The sequence below is a fragment of the Methanosarcina mazei S-6 genome (assembly GCF_000970205.1).
In the GTDB taxonomy this organism is placed as follows: domain Archaea; phylum Halobacteriota; class Methanosarcinia; order Methanosarcinales; family Methanosarcinaceae; genus Methanosarcina; species Methanosarcina mazei.
Genome location: NZ_CP009512.1, coordinates 1,132,958 through 1,150,996, shown reverse-complemented (window position 1 = coordinate 1,150,996; position 18,039 = coordinate 1,132,958). Strand labels below are relative to the sequence as shown.

The 18,039-nt window shown below is 41.5% G+C and carries 18 protein-coding genes; 6 read left to right on the top strand and 12 right to left on the bottom strand.

The window, feature by feature from the left end; all coding sequences use genetic code 11:
• Nucleotides 1-12: 12 nt before the first annotated feature.
• The 4 genes from MSMAS_RS05125 to MSMAS_RS05110 form a co-directional block, all read right to left on the bottom strand.
• The gene (locus MSMAS_RS05125) at nucleotides 13-375 is read right to left on the bottom strand and encodes a response regulator (RefSeq protein WP_011032284.1); all 363 of its coding nucleotides are present in this window, start codon (nucleotides 373-375) and stop codon (nucleotides 13-15) included.
• A 25-nt stretch (nucleotides 376-400) separates the two neighbouring features.
• Nucleotides 401-1,201 carry a CheF family chemotaxis protein gene (locus MSMAS_RS05120; protein ID WP_011032285.1) on the bottom strand — a complete coding sequence of 267 codons (801 nt, stop codon included), beginning with the start codon at nucleotides 1,199-1,201 and terminating at the stop codon, nucleotides 401-403.
• Nucleotides 1,198-1,677 carry a chemotaxis protein CheW gene (locus tag MSMAS_RS05115; protein WP_011032286.1) on the bottom strand — a complete coding sequence of 160 codons (480 nt, stop codon included), beginning with the start codon at nucleotides 1,675-1,677 and terminating at the stop codon, nucleotides 1,198-1,200. The genes MSMAS_RS05120 and MSMAS_RS05115 overlap by 4 nt, the downstream gene beginning before the upstream one ends.
• An 83-nt stretch (nucleotides 1,678-1,760) precedes the next feature.
• A complete protein-coding gene (locus MSMAS_RS05110; protein ID WP_048046352.1) occupies nucleotides 1,761-3,758 on the bottom strand; it encodes a methyl-accepting chemotaxis protein in 1,998 nt (665 codons plus the stop codon).
• A 501-nt stretch (nucleotides 3,759-4,259) separates the two neighbouring features.
• Between MSMAS_RS05110 and MSMAS_RS05105 the strand changes: the two genes are divergently transcribed.
• The 3 genes from MSMAS_RS05105 (at nucleotide 4,260) to MSMAS_RS05095 (ending at nucleotide 7,273) form a co-directional block, all read left to right on the top strand.
• Nucleotides 4,260-4,628 (top strand): DsrE family protein, encoded by a 369-nt coding sequence (locus MSMAS_RS05105; protein ID WP_011032288.1) that lies wholly within the window; start codon nucleotides 4,260-4,262, stop codon nucleotides 4,626-4,628.
• Nucleotides 4,629-5,193: 565 nt separating this feature from the next.
• Entirely contained in the window at nucleotides 5,194-6,450 is a 1,257-nt protein-coding gene (hmgA, locus tag MSMAS_RS05100; RefSeq protein ID WP_011032289.1) for a hydroxymethylglutaryl-CoA reductase (NADPH), read from the top strand.
• Nucleotides 6,451-6,862: 412 nt separating this feature from the next.
• A complete protein-coding gene (locus MSMAS_RS05095; RefSeq protein WP_011032290.1) occupies nucleotides 6,863-7,273 on the top strand; it encodes a DUF1699 family protein in 411 nt (136 codons plus the stop codon).
• Between the two features lie 184 nt (nucleotides 7,274-7,457).
• Here the strand turns inward: MSMAS_RS05095 and MSMAS_RS05090 are convergent, their stop codons facing one another.
• The gene (locus tag MSMAS_RS05090) at nucleotides 7,458-8,756 is read right to left on the bottom strand and encodes a TrpB-like pyridoxal phosphate-dependent enzyme (protein WP_011032291.1); all 1,299 of its coding nucleotides are present in this window, start codon (nucleotides 8,754-8,756) and stop codon (nucleotides 7,458-7,460) included.
• A gap of 460 nt (nucleotides 8,757-9,216) precedes the next feature.
• Nucleotides 9,217-10,563, bottom strand: coding sequence for a bifunctional hydroxymethylpyrimidine kinase/phosphomethylpyrimidine kinase (thiD, locus tag MSMAS_RS05085; protein WP_048040039.1), 1,347 nt, complete (start codon nucleotides 10,561-10,563; stop codon nucleotides 9,217-9,219).
• A gap of 571 nt (nucleotides 10,564-11,134) precedes the next feature.
• On the opposite strand from thiD, the gene MSMAS_RS05080 reads away from it, so the two are divergent.
• The 3 genes from MSMAS_RS05080 (at nucleotide 11,135) to purF (ending at nucleotide 13,172) form a co-directional block, all read left to right on the top strand.
• On the top strand, nucleotides 11,135-11,353 hold the full coding sequence (locus MSMAS_RS05080) for an LSm family protein (RefSeq protein WP_011032293.1): 219 nt from the start codon (nucleotides 11,135-11,137) through the stop codon (nucleotides 11,351-11,353).
• Between the two features lie 141 nt (nucleotides 11,354-11,494).
• Entirely contained in the window at nucleotides 11,495-11,665 is a 171-nt protein-coding gene (locus MSMAS_RS18075; protein WP_011032294.1) for a 50S ribosomal protein L37e, read from the top strand.
• Between the two features lie 49 nt (nucleotides 11,666-11,714).
• A complete protein-coding gene (gene purF / locus MSMAS_RS05075) occupies nucleotides 11,715-13,172 on the top strand; it encodes an amidophosphoribosyltransferase (RefSeq protein ID WP_011032295.1) in 1,458 nt (485 codons plus the stop codon).
• 91 nt (nucleotides 13,173-13,263) lie between these two features.
• Here the strand turns inward: purF and MSMAS_RS05070 are convergent, their stop codons facing one another.
• From MSMAS_RS05070 to MSMAS_RS05040, 6 genes are all read right to left on the bottom strand, one after another.
• A complete protein-coding gene (locus MSMAS_RS05070) occupies nucleotides 13,264-13,662 on the bottom strand; it encodes a secondary thiamine-phosphate synthase enzyme YjbQ (protein ID WP_011032296.1) in 399 nt (132 codons plus the stop codon).
• A 1,015-nt stretch (nucleotides 13,663-14,677) separates the two neighbouring features.
• On the bottom strand, nucleotides 14,678-14,827 hold the full coding sequence (locus MSMAS_RS18650; protein WP_015411033.1) for a hypothetical protein: 150 nt from the start codon (nucleotides 14,825-14,827) through the stop codon (nucleotides 14,678-14,680).
• Nucleotides 14,828-14,968: 141 nt separating this feature from the next.
• Nucleotides 14,969-16,405, bottom strand: coding sequence for an MATE family efflux transporter (locus MSMAS_RS05055; RefSeq protein ID WP_048046351.1), 1,437 nt, complete (start codon nucleotides 16,403-16,405; stop codon nucleotides 14,969-14,971).
• Between the two features lie 81 nt (nucleotides 16,406-16,486).
• Nucleotides 16,487-16,816: a TrmB family transcriptional regulator gene (locus MSMAS_RS05050; protein WP_048046350.1), complete on the bottom strand. Its 330-nt coding sequence runs from the start codon at nucleotides 16,814-16,816 to the stop codon at nucleotides 16,487-16,489.
• Nucleotides 16,817-16,856: 40 nt separating this feature from the next.
• Entirely contained in the window at nucleotides 16,857-17,315 is a 459-nt protein-coding gene (locus tag MSMAS_RS05045; protein WP_015411035.1) for a MarR family winged helix-turn-helix transcriptional regulator, read from the bottom strand.
• 392 nt (nucleotides 17,316-17,707) lie between these two features.
• Nucleotides 17,708-18,031: a hypothetical protein gene (locus MSMAS_RS05040; RefSeq protein WP_137726795.1), complete on the bottom strand. Its 324-nt coding sequence runs from the start codon at nucleotides 18,029-18,031 to the stop codon at nucleotides 17,708-17,710.
• Nucleotides 18,032-18,039: the final 8 nt, after the last annotated feature.

The window sequence follows — 18,039 nt, the reverse complement described above, 5'->3', positions numbered from 1 at the left end:
CTATCCCCGAATTCATTCACCGACTACTTTCTTAATCTCTTCAATGACCTTGGGGGCCTGGAAAGGTTTTATGATGTAACCTCTTGCCCCCAGTTTTATGGCTGTTTTTACAATATTTTCCTGACCGATGGCAGTGCACATCACGATTTTAGCATCTTTGTCAGCAGTCTTAATCTGTTTTAATGCGTCAATTCCGGTCATTTCCGGCATGACAACATCCATGGTAACAACATCCGGCTTTATTGTCCTGTACATTTCCACAGCCTGCTTTCCGTTTTCAGCCTCCCCTGCGATGTCGAACCCTGCACCGAAAAGAATGTTTTTCAGAAGTTTTCTCATAAAAGCGGTATCATCAACAATCAATACTTTTGCCATATATATCCCCCAAAATTATCTGAAATTATCTTTTAGAAATTTTATCTACCATACTTACCCCATGAGGAGTCAGTTCAATTTCTTTTCTGATTTTTACAACTTTAGCAAGCCCGGAATCTACAAGGCGGTCATAATAACTGTTTAACTCATCCGTTGACATTCCAGCTATGTTTTCAATTGATGCAAAATCCAGCCCGGAATATATCAGAGTGAGAATCTGCATTTCATCTTCGGACAGTTTAATTGCCGGCTTATGCTTTTCGAAAAGCCGCTGAAGGTAGCCTTCAAGCATTTCCAGCGTGCTTTCGGGACAAAGTACCAGGCTTGTTACTACATTACTTTTTTCAACATGAGAGAGGACAAGAACCTTCCTCTGTTTCCCGCCAACATTTCTAAAGTCAGTCTTAACAGATCCGAGATTCTCAATAGGGATTCTTTTCTGGTTTCTGGCAGATAGAAACCAGAAACCTTCATCTGTTACACTGAAATACCCTTTTTCCCATTGTGCATCCGATGAAACAACGCCCCCAACAGTTGCGGACGAGAGGAAAAACACTGCAAACTTATCTGCTTTGAGATTAAATGCAATGTATTTGAAGACCTGATGGTGGAGGTTTTTAGGAAGCTGAAGGACAATTTTGCTTTCTTTTTTAATCTGGATACAATTAACGCCCTCGATTTCAACATCTTCCAGGTCTTCTATTTCCCGCAGGGAGATGTTCCGTTTTCCAATAACGAAGCTGCTGTCGGTGACTACAAGTTCTACATCCACCCATCCGTCATCATAAATTTTAACAGGAGCTCGGAGGTGGACTTTATCGGTCATCCCCGCATCTCCTTCAGCTCTTCCTCGCTGAATAACTCTTTAAGGTCCATTAATGTGAGAAGCCCATCCTCAAGTTTTCCCACTCCCTTTAAGAACTTAGAATCGTCTCTTAAAGCCAGGAATTTGGGTATTTCTTCAATATTCTGAGAAGACAGGTACTTGACTTCACTTACACTGTCAACCATCATCCCGATAGTGGCATTATTGTATTCAATAACTATAATCCGGGTATTTTCATCGTTCTTCTTGGATTCTTTCCCCAATCTCTTTCTGAGATTGATGATTGTTGCTATCTGGCCCCTGAGGTTCAGCACTCCCTCTACAAAGCCGGGAACATTAGGAATTCTGGTGATTTGAGTTGGCAGGATAATCTCTTTTACCTGAGAAATTTCGACTCCATACCTCTCTTCTCCAAGACTAAAAACAATCACCTGAATCGTATTATCCACATTTACGATCTGACTATGATAACTCATATTATCACCTTAAAGGGGCTTTAAAGAAACAGCAAGTTAAAACTGCTGCACCTCATCACCCCTCAATCAAACAGATTCAACATTCAGTATATTTTTGAGACCTTGTTTCTGTCAAAACCCTGTGGTTTTCCGGGAGAAGGCTGGACGTTGTTCTTTTCCCCTGACACATCGAAGTTTTCCAGGAGAGTATTGACCGTTTTCTGGGCAAGCCCACTGACATTCTGTACAGACGTGCTCACCTGCTGCATGGCAGCTGTCTGTTCTTCAATTGCAGCAGAGGTTTCTTCACTGCTTGCAGCATTTTCTTCTGCTGTTGAAGCGGTCTCACTTATGCTTTTCTCGATATTCTCAACTCTGCTTAGACCTTCATCCGAGAGCTTATCTAACTCAGCAAGCATGGAGTTTATAGTGGCAACCGCATCGGCGATCTCATGGCTCTTATTCAGGGCCTGTTTGATGTTTTTGCTTCCTGTTTTCGCCTGTCCGTCTGCGGTGTTGATGGCTTCTGTCACCTTTTTGGTCTCTTTCTGGACGTTTGTAACGATCTCATTTATTTCGTCAGTGCTCTTTCTCGAATCTGCTGCAAGTTTCCTGACCTCGTCAGCAACGACAGCAAAACCTCTGCCGTATTCTCCGGCTCGTGCTGCTTCGATAGCTGCATTTAAAGCAAGGAGGTTGGTCTGGTCGGCAATGGACTTGATTTTTCCTGTGACAGCTCCGATGTTATTGACAGCGTCATCAAGGGAGTGGACAATATCTCCGAGTTTGGAAATTTCTTCAACAAACTGTTCCACCCCTTCCAGAGCCATGTTGTTGAGATCCTGGGCTTCGTCACTGATTTTACCAGCCTGGGAGGCATAACTGGAGGATTTTGTAGAAGAGTCACTGAGCTTTTTGAAGATTTCCTGGGAGGCTTTTATATCAGAAGCTGCTGCGCCTGCATGCCTGGAAAGGTTCTCGGAACCGGTTGCGATTTGCTCTGCAGCAGTTGAGATCTGCTGCATTCCCATGTTCATCTGGTTAACGGCTTCTTCGGACTGGCGGGCTTCTTCAAGAGTAGTAAGCATATCCTCAAGGACATTCTCAATAACTGATTTTAGAGTAAAAACAAGCTTATTAAATTCATCAAAAATCCTGCCAAAATCATCGTCTTTAACCTTTTCGAGCTGGACATCAAGGTTGCCTTCACCAATTATTCTGATACCTTCTCCGAGATTCTTCAGGCAGCTGTTAGTATATTCCAGCAAATCCTGGATTTCTTTTTCCTTCTCCTTCATCTCTGTCATATCAGTAATAATAGTAAGATTTGCAACAATTGCTCCAGTATCATCTTTTATCGGCACGGAGGAAGTTACTGTATGCAGTGGTTTATCCTGAGCCTTAAGTTTCAGCGCCCTTTCAAAATTGAAAACTCCTTCTCCAGTTTCAAGGACTGTTTCAGCAATTGATTTTTTGTTATTGCTCTCCATTAAGTCAGCAGGAGAGAGACCGATTGCTTCACTGGCACTTTTAAACTTACACATTTTCACAAAATAGTCATTGATATATTTTATTTTTCCAGAAGCATCTACATAAAGAGCAAGTGATGGCTTGGGTATGCTGCTAACAATTGCCTTCTGAGACTCTTCTCTACGTATTATTTGTTGAGTGACGTCCAGAAACACACCGTCAACATAAGCTAAATTTCCCTTATCATCATTCACCGGATGAGCCTGTTCCTGAATGAATACTGTACTGCCGTCTGCTTTTTTAATTCTGTATTCAACCTGATAGGGAGTCCTGTTTTTCGTCGCTTTCTGTACAACCTTGTTGAGTGCAGGAATATCCTCTGGACAAATAAGATCGGACCAGGTCAGTTTCCGGGTAATAAAATCCATTTTGGAGTAACCGGTTAATTGTTCTACACTCTTGCCTATATAGTGTATTGCCCAGGACGATTCATTTGAAATTCTGAAAACAGTTACTGGAAGACTGTCTATTAACAGGCTTATTTCCTTTGCTTTTGAATCAGTATCTTCAAGAATATTTTTTACACTGTTTTTTGGTTTTGTCTTTTTAAAATCAGAAACTATTGAAGACATGCTCAATCAATCCCCTAAGAGTATATATAATAACTATCATTATAATTGTATAAAGTATTTAAATGTATAGGTAATAAAAAGAAACTTTCTGCCAGAAGATATTCCGAAAGAATGGACAGTTAATTTATTAATAAGAGATAATGAAAATTAATAAGAGATAATGAAAATTAATAAGAAATAATGAAAAACAGAATTAATATAAAAATAGAATTAATATAAAAATAGAATTTCAGAATTCGACCCTATTATTAGCACAGGACTTTATAAGTTTTTTTAGATTTGAGGTCAAATCATTTCAGAAGAAAAAAATTAACTGTGATTTTTGGAACGGCAGTAAAATCAATTAAATTAGTATATGCAAAGGTTTTGCAGGTTTTTGAAGAGTTAATAAATTTATATAAATAGAGTGAAAAAATGGGCATACCCTCAATTTCAATGTGAAACTTTATATACATCCAGGTAATCTGTTTCAGAAAAGTATTATTCAGACCTGGGGTTCTTATGACAAAAGTAGAAAAGGTTTTACTATTACTCAAAAACATGGTGTACGAAAGCACCAGCCCGCAGGAAACTCTCAAATTTGCTAAGTATTATAGAAGTAAAGGGCTCGACGTTCTGGTTATTCTGTGGGGACCTATGGGAGTGTTGCTTGCAAAGAAAGATAAAACGAGAGGTTCACCGAAATACGATGCCTCGGTCCAGGAATGTATAGACATGGGAGTAGAGTTCCGGTGCTGTCAGCTTGCCTCAGACATGATCGGACTTAAGAAGGAAGAATTGATCCCGGGAATTGAGTTTATTTGCTCAAAAGAAGTGGCTGAACTTTTTCTAACATACAGTGAAGAAAACCAGCTGATTATAAATTTCTGAATCTGGCGGTTTGTCCGGAGTCAACTTTAAAGGATATTTAAACTTACTTTAAAATCTCTTTTAAAATAATTACTTAAAAGGTATAAGCTTATAATTATTTTTTTAAAGACTTCCTGCAGTAAATTATAGAAATACATAAATTAAATAAAAAAATAGTTATTGTCTTCTTGCATCTCTTTTTCAAAAGTCCAGTCCAGGAATAAAGCCCCTGCAGCATCTTGAAAGCGCTCTTGCCAGGATAAAAAATGATATGAAAATGAAGAATTAACTGTTTTAGGCGAGGTAATAACTACTTTAAACGAAGAATTACTGCTTTAAACAAAGAATTAACTGTTTTAGATGCGGAATTATTGCTTTAAACGGAGAATTGACTGTTTTAGAGTAAGGGATTTACTTTTTTAGAGGAATGAATTATATGTTAATATACGGATATTTAAGATAAAGGGAATCTTATCTAACATAAAGGCTTCATGTTTAAAAGGATAATATATTAGAATTTGCATTCCTTATTGCGGCACCACAAGACTTTAATTTTTAGTTGAAAGTAAAAGGATCAGGTGATATCATGTTTACGGAAGCTTATGAACTTACTGAGGAAGAGAAACTTCTTTTACAAAAGGTTCTCGATGGAGATATAGCATTTCGCAAGATTGAAGAATTTGCAGACCCGCTGACAGCCGTAAAGATCCGAAGGCTTGCTATTCAGGAGTATGGAAAACTGGAATTTGAGCATATACAGAATTTCTCACTGGACGTGGAAAGCGTAACAAAGAGAAATATCGAAAACATGATAGGCGCAGTCCAGATCCCTCTGGGAGTTGCCGGGCTTCTGAAAGTAAACGGAGAATATGCAGCAGGAGAATACTATATTCCTCTGGCTACAACGGAAGGAGCACTTGTTGCCAGTGTAAATCGCGGCTGCTCGGTAATCACCAGATCAGGAGGAGCAAATGTAAGAGTTTTTGAAGACGAAATGACAAGAGCTCCGGTCTTCAAGTTTGAAAGTCTTGAAAGAGCCAGAAAATTTTATGATTGGGTGAAGAGCCCGGAAACTTTCGAACAGATGAAACAGGCTGCTGAAAAAACGACCCGGTTTGGAAAACTGCTTTCAGTAAAGCCCTTTGTGACAGGAACATACATCTATCTCAGGTTTTCCTATGATACAAAAGACGCAATGGGCATGAACATGGTGACCATAGCAACGGATGCTGTAATGCACCTAATAGAAGATGAGTTCGGCGCACACCCTGTTACCCTTTCAGGAAATATGTGTACTGACAAAAAACCTGCGTCCATAAGCGCCATCCTCGGGAGGGGGAAAACCGTAGTTGCTGAAGTGACCATTCCTCAGGAGATAGTCAAAGAGACTCTCAAATGCACGCCTGAATCAATGTTTGAGGTAAATTACAGTAAAAACCTTCTCGGTTCTGCAAGGGCAGGAGCCATGGGGTTCAACGCTCATGCTGCAAACATTATTGCTGCTGTATATCTTGCATGCGGGCAGGATGCTGCTCATGTTGTCGAAGGCAGCACAGCGATTACAAGTATGGAACTTACAAAGTATGAAGAAATCCATTGCTCTGTCACTCTTCCAGCCCTTCCCGTGGGTACGGTGGGAGGAGGGACCGGGCTTGGGACACAGAGAGACTGTCTCAATATCCTTGGTGTAGCAGGGGCAGGAGACACCCCCGGAATAAACTCGCGGAAATTTGCAGAAATCGTTGCTTCTGCAGTGCTTGCAGGAGAAATTTCCCTGATAGGAGCACAGGCAGCCGGACACCTGGCACGCGCTCATGCACAGCTCGGCCGCGGAAAGTTCTGAAGCTGGCAAAGGTGCGGGATAAAACAGGTTCAATCTACCGGTAAAATAAGAAACAGCAATAAAGAAACACAGTACTGTACTGAATGACGGCTTTCATCCCACATGGCAGGTCGGAGAAATCCGATCTGTCGAGGAAGAGGGCTTTTCTTTCCGGGTAAAAAATAAATTAATTTACATCCAGACTCAATTTTTATATTTATTCAGAAAAATTAAAAAAATTGATTAATTTTTTATCTATCAATTACGATTATTCCTTCAACACTTTTTATTATTAATTCTCTATAACTCTTTTTTTCAAATATCCTTCTACTAAACGAATAAAACTTCTACAAAAACACAGAAAAATATTTAAATATTGCAGTCTAATAAACTTCATTCAGTACTTAATTTAAACTAGGGTCTGGGGAATAGTATGAAAATAAGAGTTGTAAGTTCGAGAGATGAAATTCTCTCCTTAAACCCGAACGAAAAGGTGATTCATCTTGCGTTCAGGCCTTCGAATAAAGATATTTTTCTGCTTGTCGAAACATGTCCCAAACTCGAGATAGTCCAGCTTCCAAGCTCATATCAGCGAACTATGTCAAAATCAATGGAGATGTTTTTAGAGATGCAGAAAATACAGCTGATTGAAGGAGACGTCTGGGGTCACAGAAAAGACATCAATGAATACTACACGGTCCCTTCTTCAGTGATGAATAAGATAAGGAATATGAAAGTCGATGGAATCCCCAATGATAAAATTGCAGAGAAAATGAGCAAAGAAAGCAAACTCAACCAGAAAATGATCCTTTATATCCTGAACAAAAAACCTCTTGAGTTATAAAAGAAATTCCCAGGATTTCTCAAATATAGAGATGCCCTGAGGCATCCCTGTTATATACTGTTCAGTTATATATTTTAGCCTGAAAACCCGGGCATCGTTCGGGTTCATGTTTCAGGCTATGTTTTTTTGGCACCATTACTTTTATCCAATTACTTTTATCAGATGTTTTCCTGATATATGCAGATCACTCAAGTTCTCCGCTGAAATATTTGTCGTAGGAAGCCATGTCAAAGTGCCCGTGCCCGCTAAGGTTGAAGAGAATTACCTTTTCTTCTCCTTTCTGCTTAGCTTCAAGGGCTTCATCAATCGCACAGCGTATTGCATGGGAAGATTCAGGTGCAGGCACTATTCCTTCCGTCCTGGCAAACTGGACAGCGGCATCGAAGACCTCTTTCTGGCCATAAGAAACCGCTTCCATGAGCCCTTCGGCACAGAGTTTGCTTATAATGGGAGAGTCGCCGTGATAACGGAGTCCTCCTGCATGGATGGCAGGTGGTATGTGCTTGTGTCCGAGAGTGTACATCTTGAGAAGAGGCGTCATCTCGGCAGTGTCTCCGAAGTCATATCTGTATTCTCCTTTTGTCAGGGAAGGACATGCTGAAGGCTCGACTGCGACCACTCTTGCATTGTGCTTTCCTTCAAGCCTGTCTTTTATGAATTCGAGTCCGATCCCTCCGAGGTTGCTCCCTCCTCCGCAGCACCCTATAACCACATCAGGATACTCTTCGACCTGTTCAAGCTGTTTTTTACATTCAGCTCCTATCACGGTCTGATGGAGCACAACATGGTTCAGCACGCTTCCAAGCGTGTATTTTGTATTATCATGGGCTATTGCGTCCTCTACAGCCTCACTGATTGCAATCCCGAGGCTCCCGGGCGTGTCAGGCTGCTCCTTCAGGATTTTTCTTCCAAACTCCGTATCAGGACTCGGGGAAGGTACGACATTTCCTCCCCAGAGGGTCATAAGGGATTTTCTGTAAGGTTTCTGGTAATAACTTGAACGAACCATATAGACCTTGCATTCGAGGTCAAAGTAGTTGCAGGCAAGAGAAAGTGCACTTCCCCACTGTCCTGCTCCGGTCTCGGTTGTGAGCCTTTCCGTGCCTTCTTTCATATTGTAGTAGGCCTGGGCAATGGAGGTATTTGTCTTGTGGCTGCCTGCGGGGCTGACTCCTTCATACTTATAATATATTTTTGCAGGGGTCTTGAGGTCCTTTTCAAGCTGGTGAGCCCTGAAGAGGGGGCTTGGCCTCCAGAGCCTGTAAACATCGAGTATTTCTGCAGGGATATCGATGTACCTGTCACTGCTCATTTCCTGCCTGATCAGTTCCTTTGCAAAAATAGGCTCAAGAGCCTCAGGGTTTATAGGCTGCCAGGTTCTTGGGTCCAGAGGCGGGTCTATTGGAGACGGCAGGTCTGAAAGGACATTGTACCATCTCTTCGGCATTTCATTTTCGTCAAGAATAATTTTTGTCTGCTCCATGAAAATCTCCTGCGTAACGTTTCTGTACAAAATCATACCTTGATGTATTTAAGTGTTATCTGTTTCTCATCTATATCCAATAAGCTCCACCATTATACTTTATAAAAATTCACAAAGTTATTGGAGCTGGAAGGTGTGAGAACAAAAGGGAAAAAAGAAAATGAATAAAAATAAAGATGAATGGAAACAAAAGGTAATAAAAATAAAAAATAATAAAAATAAAGATGAGAAATAAAAGAGAATAGAAATAGAAGAAATAAAAATAAAAAGGAAATTAGTAAAAAAGAAAAGTTAAAAGATAAAAAAATAAGACATTATATTAGGAAAAAAGAAAAGATTAAAAATAAGATAATAATAGTAATAAATATATCAAAACTGGATATATCTGAAAAAATATTTAAAATAAGAAAAATTGGGAATAAAAAATCCTGGTTTCAGCTGGCGTTATGCTCAACGGGTGTTATTTTACTCTCCTGGCAAGTTCCACGGCAAGCTTTGCGACCTCTGAAGCGCTTTTACCAAGCAGCCTGACCATGGGTTCTTTTCCTATTGCTCCTTTATCATAGATTACTTCAGGCATTCCTCCGTATTTTCTAATTGCCTCCGATGTTCCCCATTCCATGGTGCTGGCATCCCCAGGATCTTCAGCCCTGTCAAAAGAAGAGATTCCAGGATTTATTTCTCTGCATGCTTCAAGAATTTCTTCCGAGTATTTCACATTCATGGCAGCCCTCATTTCAGGATTCTCGCGGAGAGCTGCTAAAATAACCCTGGCAACATGCTGGCTGGCTCCGAAATTAACGTATCCGACGGGAATTGCCTTTTCCCTGAACCTGATTATCCTGCCTTCGACAGCAGCTATTTCATTATAAGTCCTGGCACATGGGATTGCCATCCCTATATTACAGCCAACCTCAGGGATTAGTTTTGCAAAATCAGGGCTGTATGTGAGGATTGAAACCGCTTCTTTTACGTCCTGAAGAGCCAGGTACCGCTCTTTTTCTTCAAGTGTATTTGCCAGAGGATTTACAGGTCCCACTCCCTTTCCTACAGGCACGCTCCTCAAAATCGCCTGTTCCACAAACGTCTTTGCTTTTCTGGCAGCGGTTTCCGTGCTGTCACCCCGGGCAAGGCAGGCAGCCATTGACGCGGAATAAGTGCATCCAGACCCATGTGTCCCTCCTTTTACAAAAGTGCCCGGAATGCGTGTAAAGGTGCCGGACACAGGTTCATAAAGGAGGTCAGTCGCGTCGATATGCCCTCCCGTAACAATAACGGATTCAACCCCAAGGTCTGCAATTTTTCTTGCCGCAAGTTTTGCATCTTCATGGGTCTTGACAGTGACACCTGCAAGTGCGCCCGCCTCTGAGGCGTTTGGAGTTGTAACCTTGCAGAGAGGTAACAGTTCTTTAATAAGGACTGAAAGGGCTTCTTTTTTCAGCAGGTCTCCTCCGGCTTCAGCAGCCATTACAGGGTCGAGCACGAGGGAGAGATTATGTTTTTTTACCTGCTTTGCAACCTCTTTTATGATCTCTGAAGAGGCAAGCATTCCGGTTTTTGCCCACTTAACATCCATGTCGGTACAGACAGCCTCTATCTGGCTCGCAACGGCTTCAGGAGCAAGATCAAATGTTTCAAGAACCCCTGTAGTATTCTGGGCGGTTACGGAAGTAATGGCGCAGGTCCCGTGGACTCCGAATGCTGCAAAGGTCTTGATGTCAGCAGCAATTCCTGCTCCCCCTCCTGAATCAGAACCAGCGATAGTCATCACAACAGGAGTTTTAAACATAGGGGTTTTTTCTGTCATTTTATTCCTCATTTCGATTTTTATTTTTTATGGCTTATTATGCTGGTGTATCTAAATATAAGGCACTTATACGGCATTTATACTGCACTTCTCATTTTTGTCAGAATTACACTTTTACCCCTTCTGCAGGACTCTTATTTCATTCCGACAATATTTCTGAATTCTCCGGAAATCTATAAGACGAAGGGTACCGGGTTCTTATGAAACTTGATTTTGTAAGTCCCGATTCCGAAAAACCGGGGAACTCAGGGATTTTCGGTATTATGAAAGTTTGTTTTTTATGACGTCTTTTAGAAGAGTTTCTGAAATATTATTTAGAGAGTTGATAGAAAGTGTTTCAATAATATAGTATTTTTTCCTCAGGAAAGAGCATTTTTCTTATATTTTGCCTTCGTTTATATACCTGAAGACCAGAATTGAGTCATTTCTTCGATACATTTATATATTGTATTTACGACTTTGATGCAGATAATCGAATACTTAAGCGCGGCGATCAGTTTAAGTCTGGATTAACTATTTATATTGATATAGATAATGACTTGATTTATAATGTTTTAAGGGGATTGTAAGGATGGCAAACCGACCTCTGGATATTTTGAACAACGCACTGGACACACCCGTTATCGTAAGATTGAAAGGCGCACGTGAGTTTAGGGGCGAGCTGAAAGGATACGATATTCACATGAATCTCGTGCTTGACAATGCTGAAGAATTAAGAGAAGGAGAAGTAGTAAGTAAATTCAGCAGTGTCGTTATTCGCGGTGACAACGTCGTATACGTATCTCCGTAATCTATATCAAGCACTTCATCTATTATCGTTAAACTCGGTAAGCAGCAAGATCTGTAGAGCTGGGATGAATTCAGAAAAACGAAATCGCTTCGAATTATCGAATATTACATGCTAGATTGATTTTTATCAGGAGATTTGAGAATGAGTAAAGGTACGGCTTCAATGGGAAAAAGGCAGAAGCGCACCCACGCCAAATGCAGGCGCTGCGGCAGCGTTTCGTTAAACGTGCATACAAAACAGTGTACTTCATGCGGCTTTGGAAAGACATCCCGTATGAGAACTTACAAGTGGCAGGCAAAGTGCAAATACTAAACCTGCCTGCTCAATTTTCTCTATTTTTTACCTGCACCGGAGGTCAAAATTGAAAGAAGAGTGCGGGGTTGCAGGCATAATTTTGCCTGATGACAGACCCGCGTCAAATGCTGTCGCATTCAAGCTTTATTATGCCCTTTATGCCCTTCAGCACAGAGGACAGGAATCGACAGGCATAATGGTGCACAACGGCTCATGTCCGCTTTCCATCAAAGGAATGGGGCTTGTACCTGATGTATATAACAAAGATTCCCTCGGGCGTCTGGTCGGTAATGCAGGAGTCGGGCATGTCCGTTACTCCACAACTGGCGGGTCAAAGATTGAAAACTGTCAGCCTTTTATCCTGAACTTCAAGGGCGGAACAGTTGCCATTGCTCATAATGGGAATCTGGTAAATGCAAGGGAACTGAAGGATGAGCTGGAAAATGAAGGCAGAATTTTTATCAGTGATTCAGATACTGAAGTTATTGGCCATCTGCTTGTAAAAGAACTGATAAAACACGAACCTATCGAGTCTATCAGGACTGTAATGCGCAAGCTTGTTGGCTCTTACTCTCTTGTCATTTTCATTAACGGTGTTATCTACGCCGTAAGGGATCCTTTCGGTTTTAAGCCACTCTGTTTTGGAGAAGTTGACGGCGGATACGGAGTATTTTCCGAGAGCGTAGCCATTGACACCCTGAACGGCACCCTTATAAGGGACGTCAAACCAGGCGAGGTCATGGTCTTTACAGGCTCAGGTTTTGAAAGCCACCAGCTCGCAAATGAACCGCATCCGGCACATTGCGTTTTTGAGTTCATTTACTTTGCAAGGCCAGACTCCGTTATAGACGGCAAGCTTGTCTATAAAGTAAGGGAAAGAATCGGAAGGGAGCTTGCCCGCGAACATCATGTAGACGCAGACATCGTGTCTCCTGTCCCTGACTCCGGAATCACTTCCGCAATCGGCTATGCAAGGGAATCAGGTATAATGTACCTGGAAGGGCTCATGAAGAACCGTTATATCGGGCGCACCTTCATTCTTCCGGGACAGGACCTGCGTGAAACTGCAGTTCGGCTTAAGATGAACGCTATTCAGGACAATATCAAAGGCAAACGTGTTGTCCTGGTAGATGACAGCATTGTCCGCGGGACTACCTCGAGGCGTATCATAGATATGGTCAGGAAGGCAGGCGCGTCAGAAGTCCACGCAAGGGTCGGAAGCCCGGCAATTATTGCCCCCTGCTACCTGGGAATCGATATGGCAACCCGGCAGGAACTTATCGCTTCATACAAGACCATAAAAGAGGTCGAAGGGCTGATAAGTGCTGATTCTCTCGGCTACCTCAGCATCGACGGGCTTATGAGAGCACTTGAGTGCGACAAGAACGACATGTGCATTGGCTGCCTTACAGGAGAATATCCTGTAGAGATCCCGGGCGAGAAATGCAGAAAGAAACAGACCCGTCTGGACGATTTCAGTAAGGCTGAAAGATCCTCTCAGGCAGTATCTCCGGACAGCCTTTAAGGATTTTTTCACATTTCTTAATTTCTTCTTTCTTAATTTTTTATATTTTTATTTTTTATTCCTTAATTTTTTTACTCAATTTTTTCTGCCTTTATTCAGTTTTTAAAATCGTCAGATTTACCGCCCTGTTCCTTGGCCCGTCCATTTCGGCAAAAAAAATGCTCTGCCAGGTACCGAGTTCCAGTTCGCCCTTTACAATGGGCAGGGCTTCGCTTGATCCGAGCAATATGGCTTTAAGATGCGAATCAGCGTTATTGTCTATTCTGTCGTGCCTGTATCCTGCCCCCTGAGGTACAAGTCTTTCCAGCATATTCAGGATATCCTCCCGGAGCCCGTTTTCATTTTCATTGACAATTATCCCCGCAGTCGTATGTCTGGTGCTGATAATGCATACACCTTCCCGTACCCCGCTTATCCTCACCTCTTCCTTTACCTCTGAGGTGATATCTATCAACTCTATGCGCCTCGAAGTTTCTATATTAAGATTCAAGTCTTTCCCTCTGAACCGATAATATCTGCTGTATTTCTTTACCTGAAAACCTTTTTGAGTAAATATTATCTCTTCGCTTCAAATCTTTTTGTCTTTCCAGTCTCTTTTTATTTCATTCTTTTCCGGATCTCCATCATAGTTGAGCTACCGGATCAATAATTCTCATTCTCCTGGAAACAGGTCTGAAATATCCCCCTATAAGGGATTTTAAATTCGCATTGTATCGAAGACTTCGCCAGTTTGTCTGGCGATCTAACCCAAAGAAGAAGTTAAAGGGAAAAGGAGTAGAAGAAGTAAAAATTAAAAAAAGGTTGAAAATTAAATGAACAATATTCATCTGTTTTTTCTTCTTTTTCATGGGAGAGGCCGCTCTCCTGTATTGAGCGGGACAAAAAAGGTTTAGTAAAGAGAAAGCAAAAAATAGTAATATAATTATGTTTTTTTGAAAGAACCGGAAATGATTTCCAGTTCATTCTTTTATCCTCCCCATATGTCCGTTTTTTGGGAGAGTTTTCCTTTGTACCGCCGTTTTTTGTATTTAGTTACTCCAGGGATGGAGATGCTGGTGTCCTGATTTGTTTCTTCAAGGTGTTCTGGCTTAAAGATCTACTTTTCTCGTTTTTAAATATGTTTTTTGAAACCAGACTTGAAGATCTTTTAGGAAATACTGTTTATCTGAACTGTTCTTGAGTACGTTTTTAGTATATACGGCGTTTTTCTTCTGTTTTGGGAGGTGTGTTTTCCAAGAGACTTTTCCAAGAGACTTTTCCAAGAGACTTTTCCCAGCGGTTTTTATTTCATGAGTGCTTATTTGGGATTTCTTCGGAAATTTTACATTATTTATACTTTTAAAGATTGAATATGGCAATTTTGACTTATGCTTTTTCTCTCTACTGACTGGTCAAAGAATATTCGGCGTTTTTCGGTGGAGGAAATTTATCTTTGTCTGTAGAATGTATCCGTCCCCCGAATGTTTTATTAAGCACTTCATGCGGGAGACAGCTGTTCCTGCATTTCAGGTCTCCTCCGACTTTATGCTTCCTGTCTCAAAAAGTCCGAAAATGTTCAGGACTTTAGATTTTGAGGCCGGGACAAACTTACGGTCTTTGAGAAGAAACCCGTGAAGAACTGGTCTCAGAGGCTTTTGCGTAATAATTTCTTTCATTCTGGCTCACCTTTGATTGAACTTTTGTTTTTTGGTTTTGCCGGCAGACGGTAACTTATTACCTTCTACATATATATAAATATTTGGTACAAAATTTACGATTTATTAGAATTCTTTCTATAAATATTTGCTCAAAAAGGTTTAAATCCCCTGCTCGAAGGGTTTATGCAGGGGCCCTGTTTTCAGAATCGTACTGAGATAAAGCTTTACCCAGACATAGACCACCCCGGCTCCAATAGCATTGCCTGCAACGATCCCCCACCAGGCACCTACCTGGCCCATATTCAGATTGAAGGCAAAAAAAGCTGCAAAGAGCGGGGTAAATACTATGGTTCTCAGGAGATTTGCGGTAAGCGCGCTGAAGCCTTTTCCAGCCCCCTGGAATAGGGATGTCGAGAGCATTCCGAGAGAAACTGTTGGATAGAAGAGGCAGATTATGCGCAGGAACTGGATAAGATCCGGAGCTATGTGAGCGGCTTCTTCCGTCTGCGTGAAAACGGCTGCAATCTGTGGGGCGAATATAAAAGTAAATGCAGCAACCCCGCCTTCTATAAGGAGTCCGGCTTTCACTGCATAGGTATGTGCTGTTTTTGCTTTTTCAAAGTCTTTCGCCCCGAAGGCGGCTCCGGAAACAGAAACTACTGCAGTTGCTATACCTACAAGTGGGGCAACTGCAATTGTAGCAACACGCCAGCCTGTGGAGTACACTGCAACTCCGTCAGTGCTGCTCACGTTCACAATAATCAGGTTGAGGACGAGCATGGATAACGACATTGAAAGCTGCTGTGCGGAAGCCGGGACTGCAATCCGGAATATGTCGTTTATTATACTTTTCTCAAAGCTGAAGTCTTTAAAGTCAAAGGAAACGAAAGTGTCCTTTTTGAAAAAGAGCCAGTTCAGCATCATGGCTGAGGAGACCGCAAGAGAAAGCAGTGTTGCCCAGGCTGCACCTGCAATCCCCATTTTAAAGGTGTATATGAAAATGGGATCAATAACGATATTCAGGGCTGCCCCGAGGACCATTGCGTACATTGCCCGCTTTGAATCCCCTTCGGACCTGAGGATAGAGTTCGCTACGTTAGTAAAAAAGATCACTATGCTCCCGAGAAATATTACCCTCGCATAAGCTACCGCAAGATCGGTTGTTTTCCCTGCTCCTACAAGTGAGAATATATGAGGGGCAAAAACATAGAAAGGTATGGTAAATATGAGAACGAGCAGCATCATTATTATAATCGTATGTACGGCTACGTTGTCTGCTCCTGCCTTATCCCGCGCTCCGATTTTTCGGGAGATGGCTGCTCCTCCTCCTATGCCCAGGCCGTTGGATAAAGCCATGCTTATGAAATAAAATGGAAATACGAAACCCATTGCAGCAAGTGCGTCTGCTCCGAGCCCCGAGACCCAGAAGGTGTCTATGAGCTGGTAAAGAGTCTGAACGGACATTGCAACAATCATAGGGACTGCAAGTTTAATGATTGCTTTTTTGGGATCGCCCTCAAGAATCCTTACGCCTTTAGTTTCCGGGCTTTCTTCAGATTCAGAAAAGTTTGAATCTGCTGCTGTTTTAAGCTCCATTTACTGTCTTCCCTTCAATATGTCTTTTTACCTTTTCTCCTGAGCTGTATTTTTTCAAGGGTCCGGGAAGACATACCGAAATTAACAGCATTTATTCTTCATCCCGTAACCTGCAGAATTAAGTTCCTCTAGTGTTTCATTAAGTGAGAAAAGGAATTCGTCTCTTAACCTTTCTAACAGCTGTTCCGGATCAATGCTTCTGAAATATGCCGGAGTACCTTCTATGACTTCTATGTATTTCTTCTTTGACACTCTATTCAGAGTAGAATAGATCTTCGTTCTCGGAACGTGAGTGAATTCGTGAATTTCCCTTGCTGTTGCCTCTCCCTGTCTCAGGAGTCCTATATAGATTTTTGCCTCGTTTTCGGTAAATCCAAGTTTCTGAAGTTTGCCTGTTAGCTCAGTTTGCATTGCAGACCTCAAATCAGTGTTTAGAAGCCGTTTTTCCTCTTCAGGTGCTCTCGTCCAGCTTTTTTAATGTGTCCAGAATTGTTTTCAGGCCTTCCTGATAAGCTGCAATCTCTTCTTCAGTTAACCTGCTTAAAACTTCTGAATTATTTTTTTCAAGCTCTTCTATAAGCCAGTTCCTGTAATCCTCTCCTTTTTCAGTAAGAGAAACCAGGATCTTTCTCCGGTCTGACGGGTCTCCTCTCCTGTAGACAAGCTCCTCTTTCTCCAGAGCATCTATCATGCTGGTCAGGCTTCCTTTCTGAAGGTCAAGGCATCTTCCCAGAGTTGTGGGCATTATTTCACCAACCGCACCTATAATCAGGATTGCCTTATTCTGATTTTTATTCAGGTTATAGGAACCGCTGCCTGTTTTATGAAAAGCTCTGGCAAAATTCTTATGAAAAAGATGAATCATGTCAAATTGAAGCTTTACCGTCTCTTTTATTCGTTCTTCTTTCATCGGCATCACAATGAGGCACTTTTTTCAGTCCTGACCCGGATGATAAAACCATATTAAAATCCGTCAGAGGTCTTTTTGAGAGGCGTTTATGATCCAGTCAGTCTTCTTTTGCGAGGCGTTCAGTGTTCAATCTGACTGGTTTTGACGGGTTTTATTGGATTTGACCGGTCTGGTCTGTATTTATCATCCGGATCTGACTGTCTTTAATCGTACTATTCTCTTTTCTTATTGTTTGATTCCAAACGAAAATAGGGCAGGGTTTATTTATATTTTATGATTTTATATTGTGATATGGACTCCTTTCTGATTTCAGGAAGGAAAGTTAACATTTTTAAAAAAAAGCAAAGAAAAAAGAATTGAAGTAAAGAATAAATGAAATTCATACTGGCAACTTAATACTGTGCATTTAGATACCCGGTAAGATTTGTATCCTTCTTTTCACTCCATGTGGCAGTCAAAGTAAGGTTCAGAGTAAAGCCTGTTTTGTATTTGAAAGGAATCTGCTGGCCTTTCGTAACCCCCTGCCGGTCGAAAATAATGTTATTGCCATCTTTTGCGACGAAGTGCCAGTTGCCTTCATCGGGGCCTGTAATTGTGGCATAACCGGAAATAGTTACCCAGAAACTTGTTGTTGAATAATTATAGCTGCCGCTACCGTTAACGATAGGCATTGAAAAGTTTTGATCAATAGAGCCTCCAAGACCGTCTTTTGACAACTGCTCTA

Bases quoted from the DNA above. Each gene is read 5' to 3' on its own strand.
- MSMAS_RS05125 (WP_011032284.1), bottom strand. From the start codon at position 375: ATGGCAAAAGTATTGATTGTTGATGATACCGCTTTTATGAGAAAACTT.
- MSMAS_RS05120 (WP_011032285.1), bottom strand. From the start codon at position 1,201: ATGACCGATAAAGTCCACCTCCGAGCTCCTGTTAAAATTTATGATGAC.
- MSMAS_RS05115 (WP_011032286.1), bottom strand. From the start codon at position 1,677: ATGAGTTATCATAGTCAGATCGTAAATGTGGATAATACGATTCAGGTG.
- MSMAS_RS05110 (WP_048046352.1), bottom strand. From the start codon at position 3,758: ATGTCTTCAATAGTTTCTGATTTTAAAAAGACAAAACCAAAAAACAGT.
- MSMAS_RS05105 (WP_011032288.1), top strand. From the start codon at position 4,260: ATGACAAAAGTAGAAAAGGTTTTACTATTACTCAAAAACATGGTGTAC.
- hmgA (WP_011032289.1), top strand. From the start codon at position 5,194: ATGTTTACGGAAGCTTATGAACTTACTGAGGAAGAGAAACTTCTTTTA.
- MSMAS_RS05095 (WP_011032290.1), top strand. From the start codon at position 6,863: ATGAAAATAAGAGTTGTAAGTTCGAGAGATGAAATTCTCTCCTTAAAC.
- MSMAS_RS05090 (WP_011032291.1), bottom strand. From the start codon at position 8,756: ATGGAGCAGACAAAAATTATTCTTGACGAAAATGAAATGCCGAAGAGA.
- thiD (WP_048040039.1), bottom strand. From the start codon at position 10,563: ATGACAGAAAAAACCCCTATGTTTAAAACTCCTGTTGTGATGACTATC.
- MSMAS_RS05080 (WP_011032293.1), top strand. From the start codon at position 11,135: ATGGCAAACCGACCTCTGGATATTTTGAACAACGCACTGGACACACCC.
- MSMAS_RS18075 (WP_011032294.1), top strand. From the start codon at position 11,495: ATGAGTAAAGGTACGGCTTCAATGGGAAAAAGGCAGAAGCGCACCCAC.
- MSMAS_RS18650 (WP_015411033.1), bottom strand. From the start codon at position 14,827: ATGAAAGAAATTATTACGCAAAAGCCTCTGAGACCAGTTCTTCACGGG.
- MSMAS_RS05055 (WP_048046351.1), bottom strand. From the start codon at position 16,405: ATGGAGCTTAAAACAGCAGCAGATTCAAACTTTTCTGAATCTGAAGAA.
- MSMAS_RS05050 (WP_048046350.1), bottom strand. From the start codon at position 16,816: ATGCAAACTGAGCTAACAGGCAAACTTCAGAAACTTGGATTTACCGAA.
- MSMAS_RS05045 (WP_015411035.1), bottom strand. From the start codon at position 17,315: ATGAAAGAAGAACGAATAAAAGAGACGGTAAAGCTTCAATTTGACATG.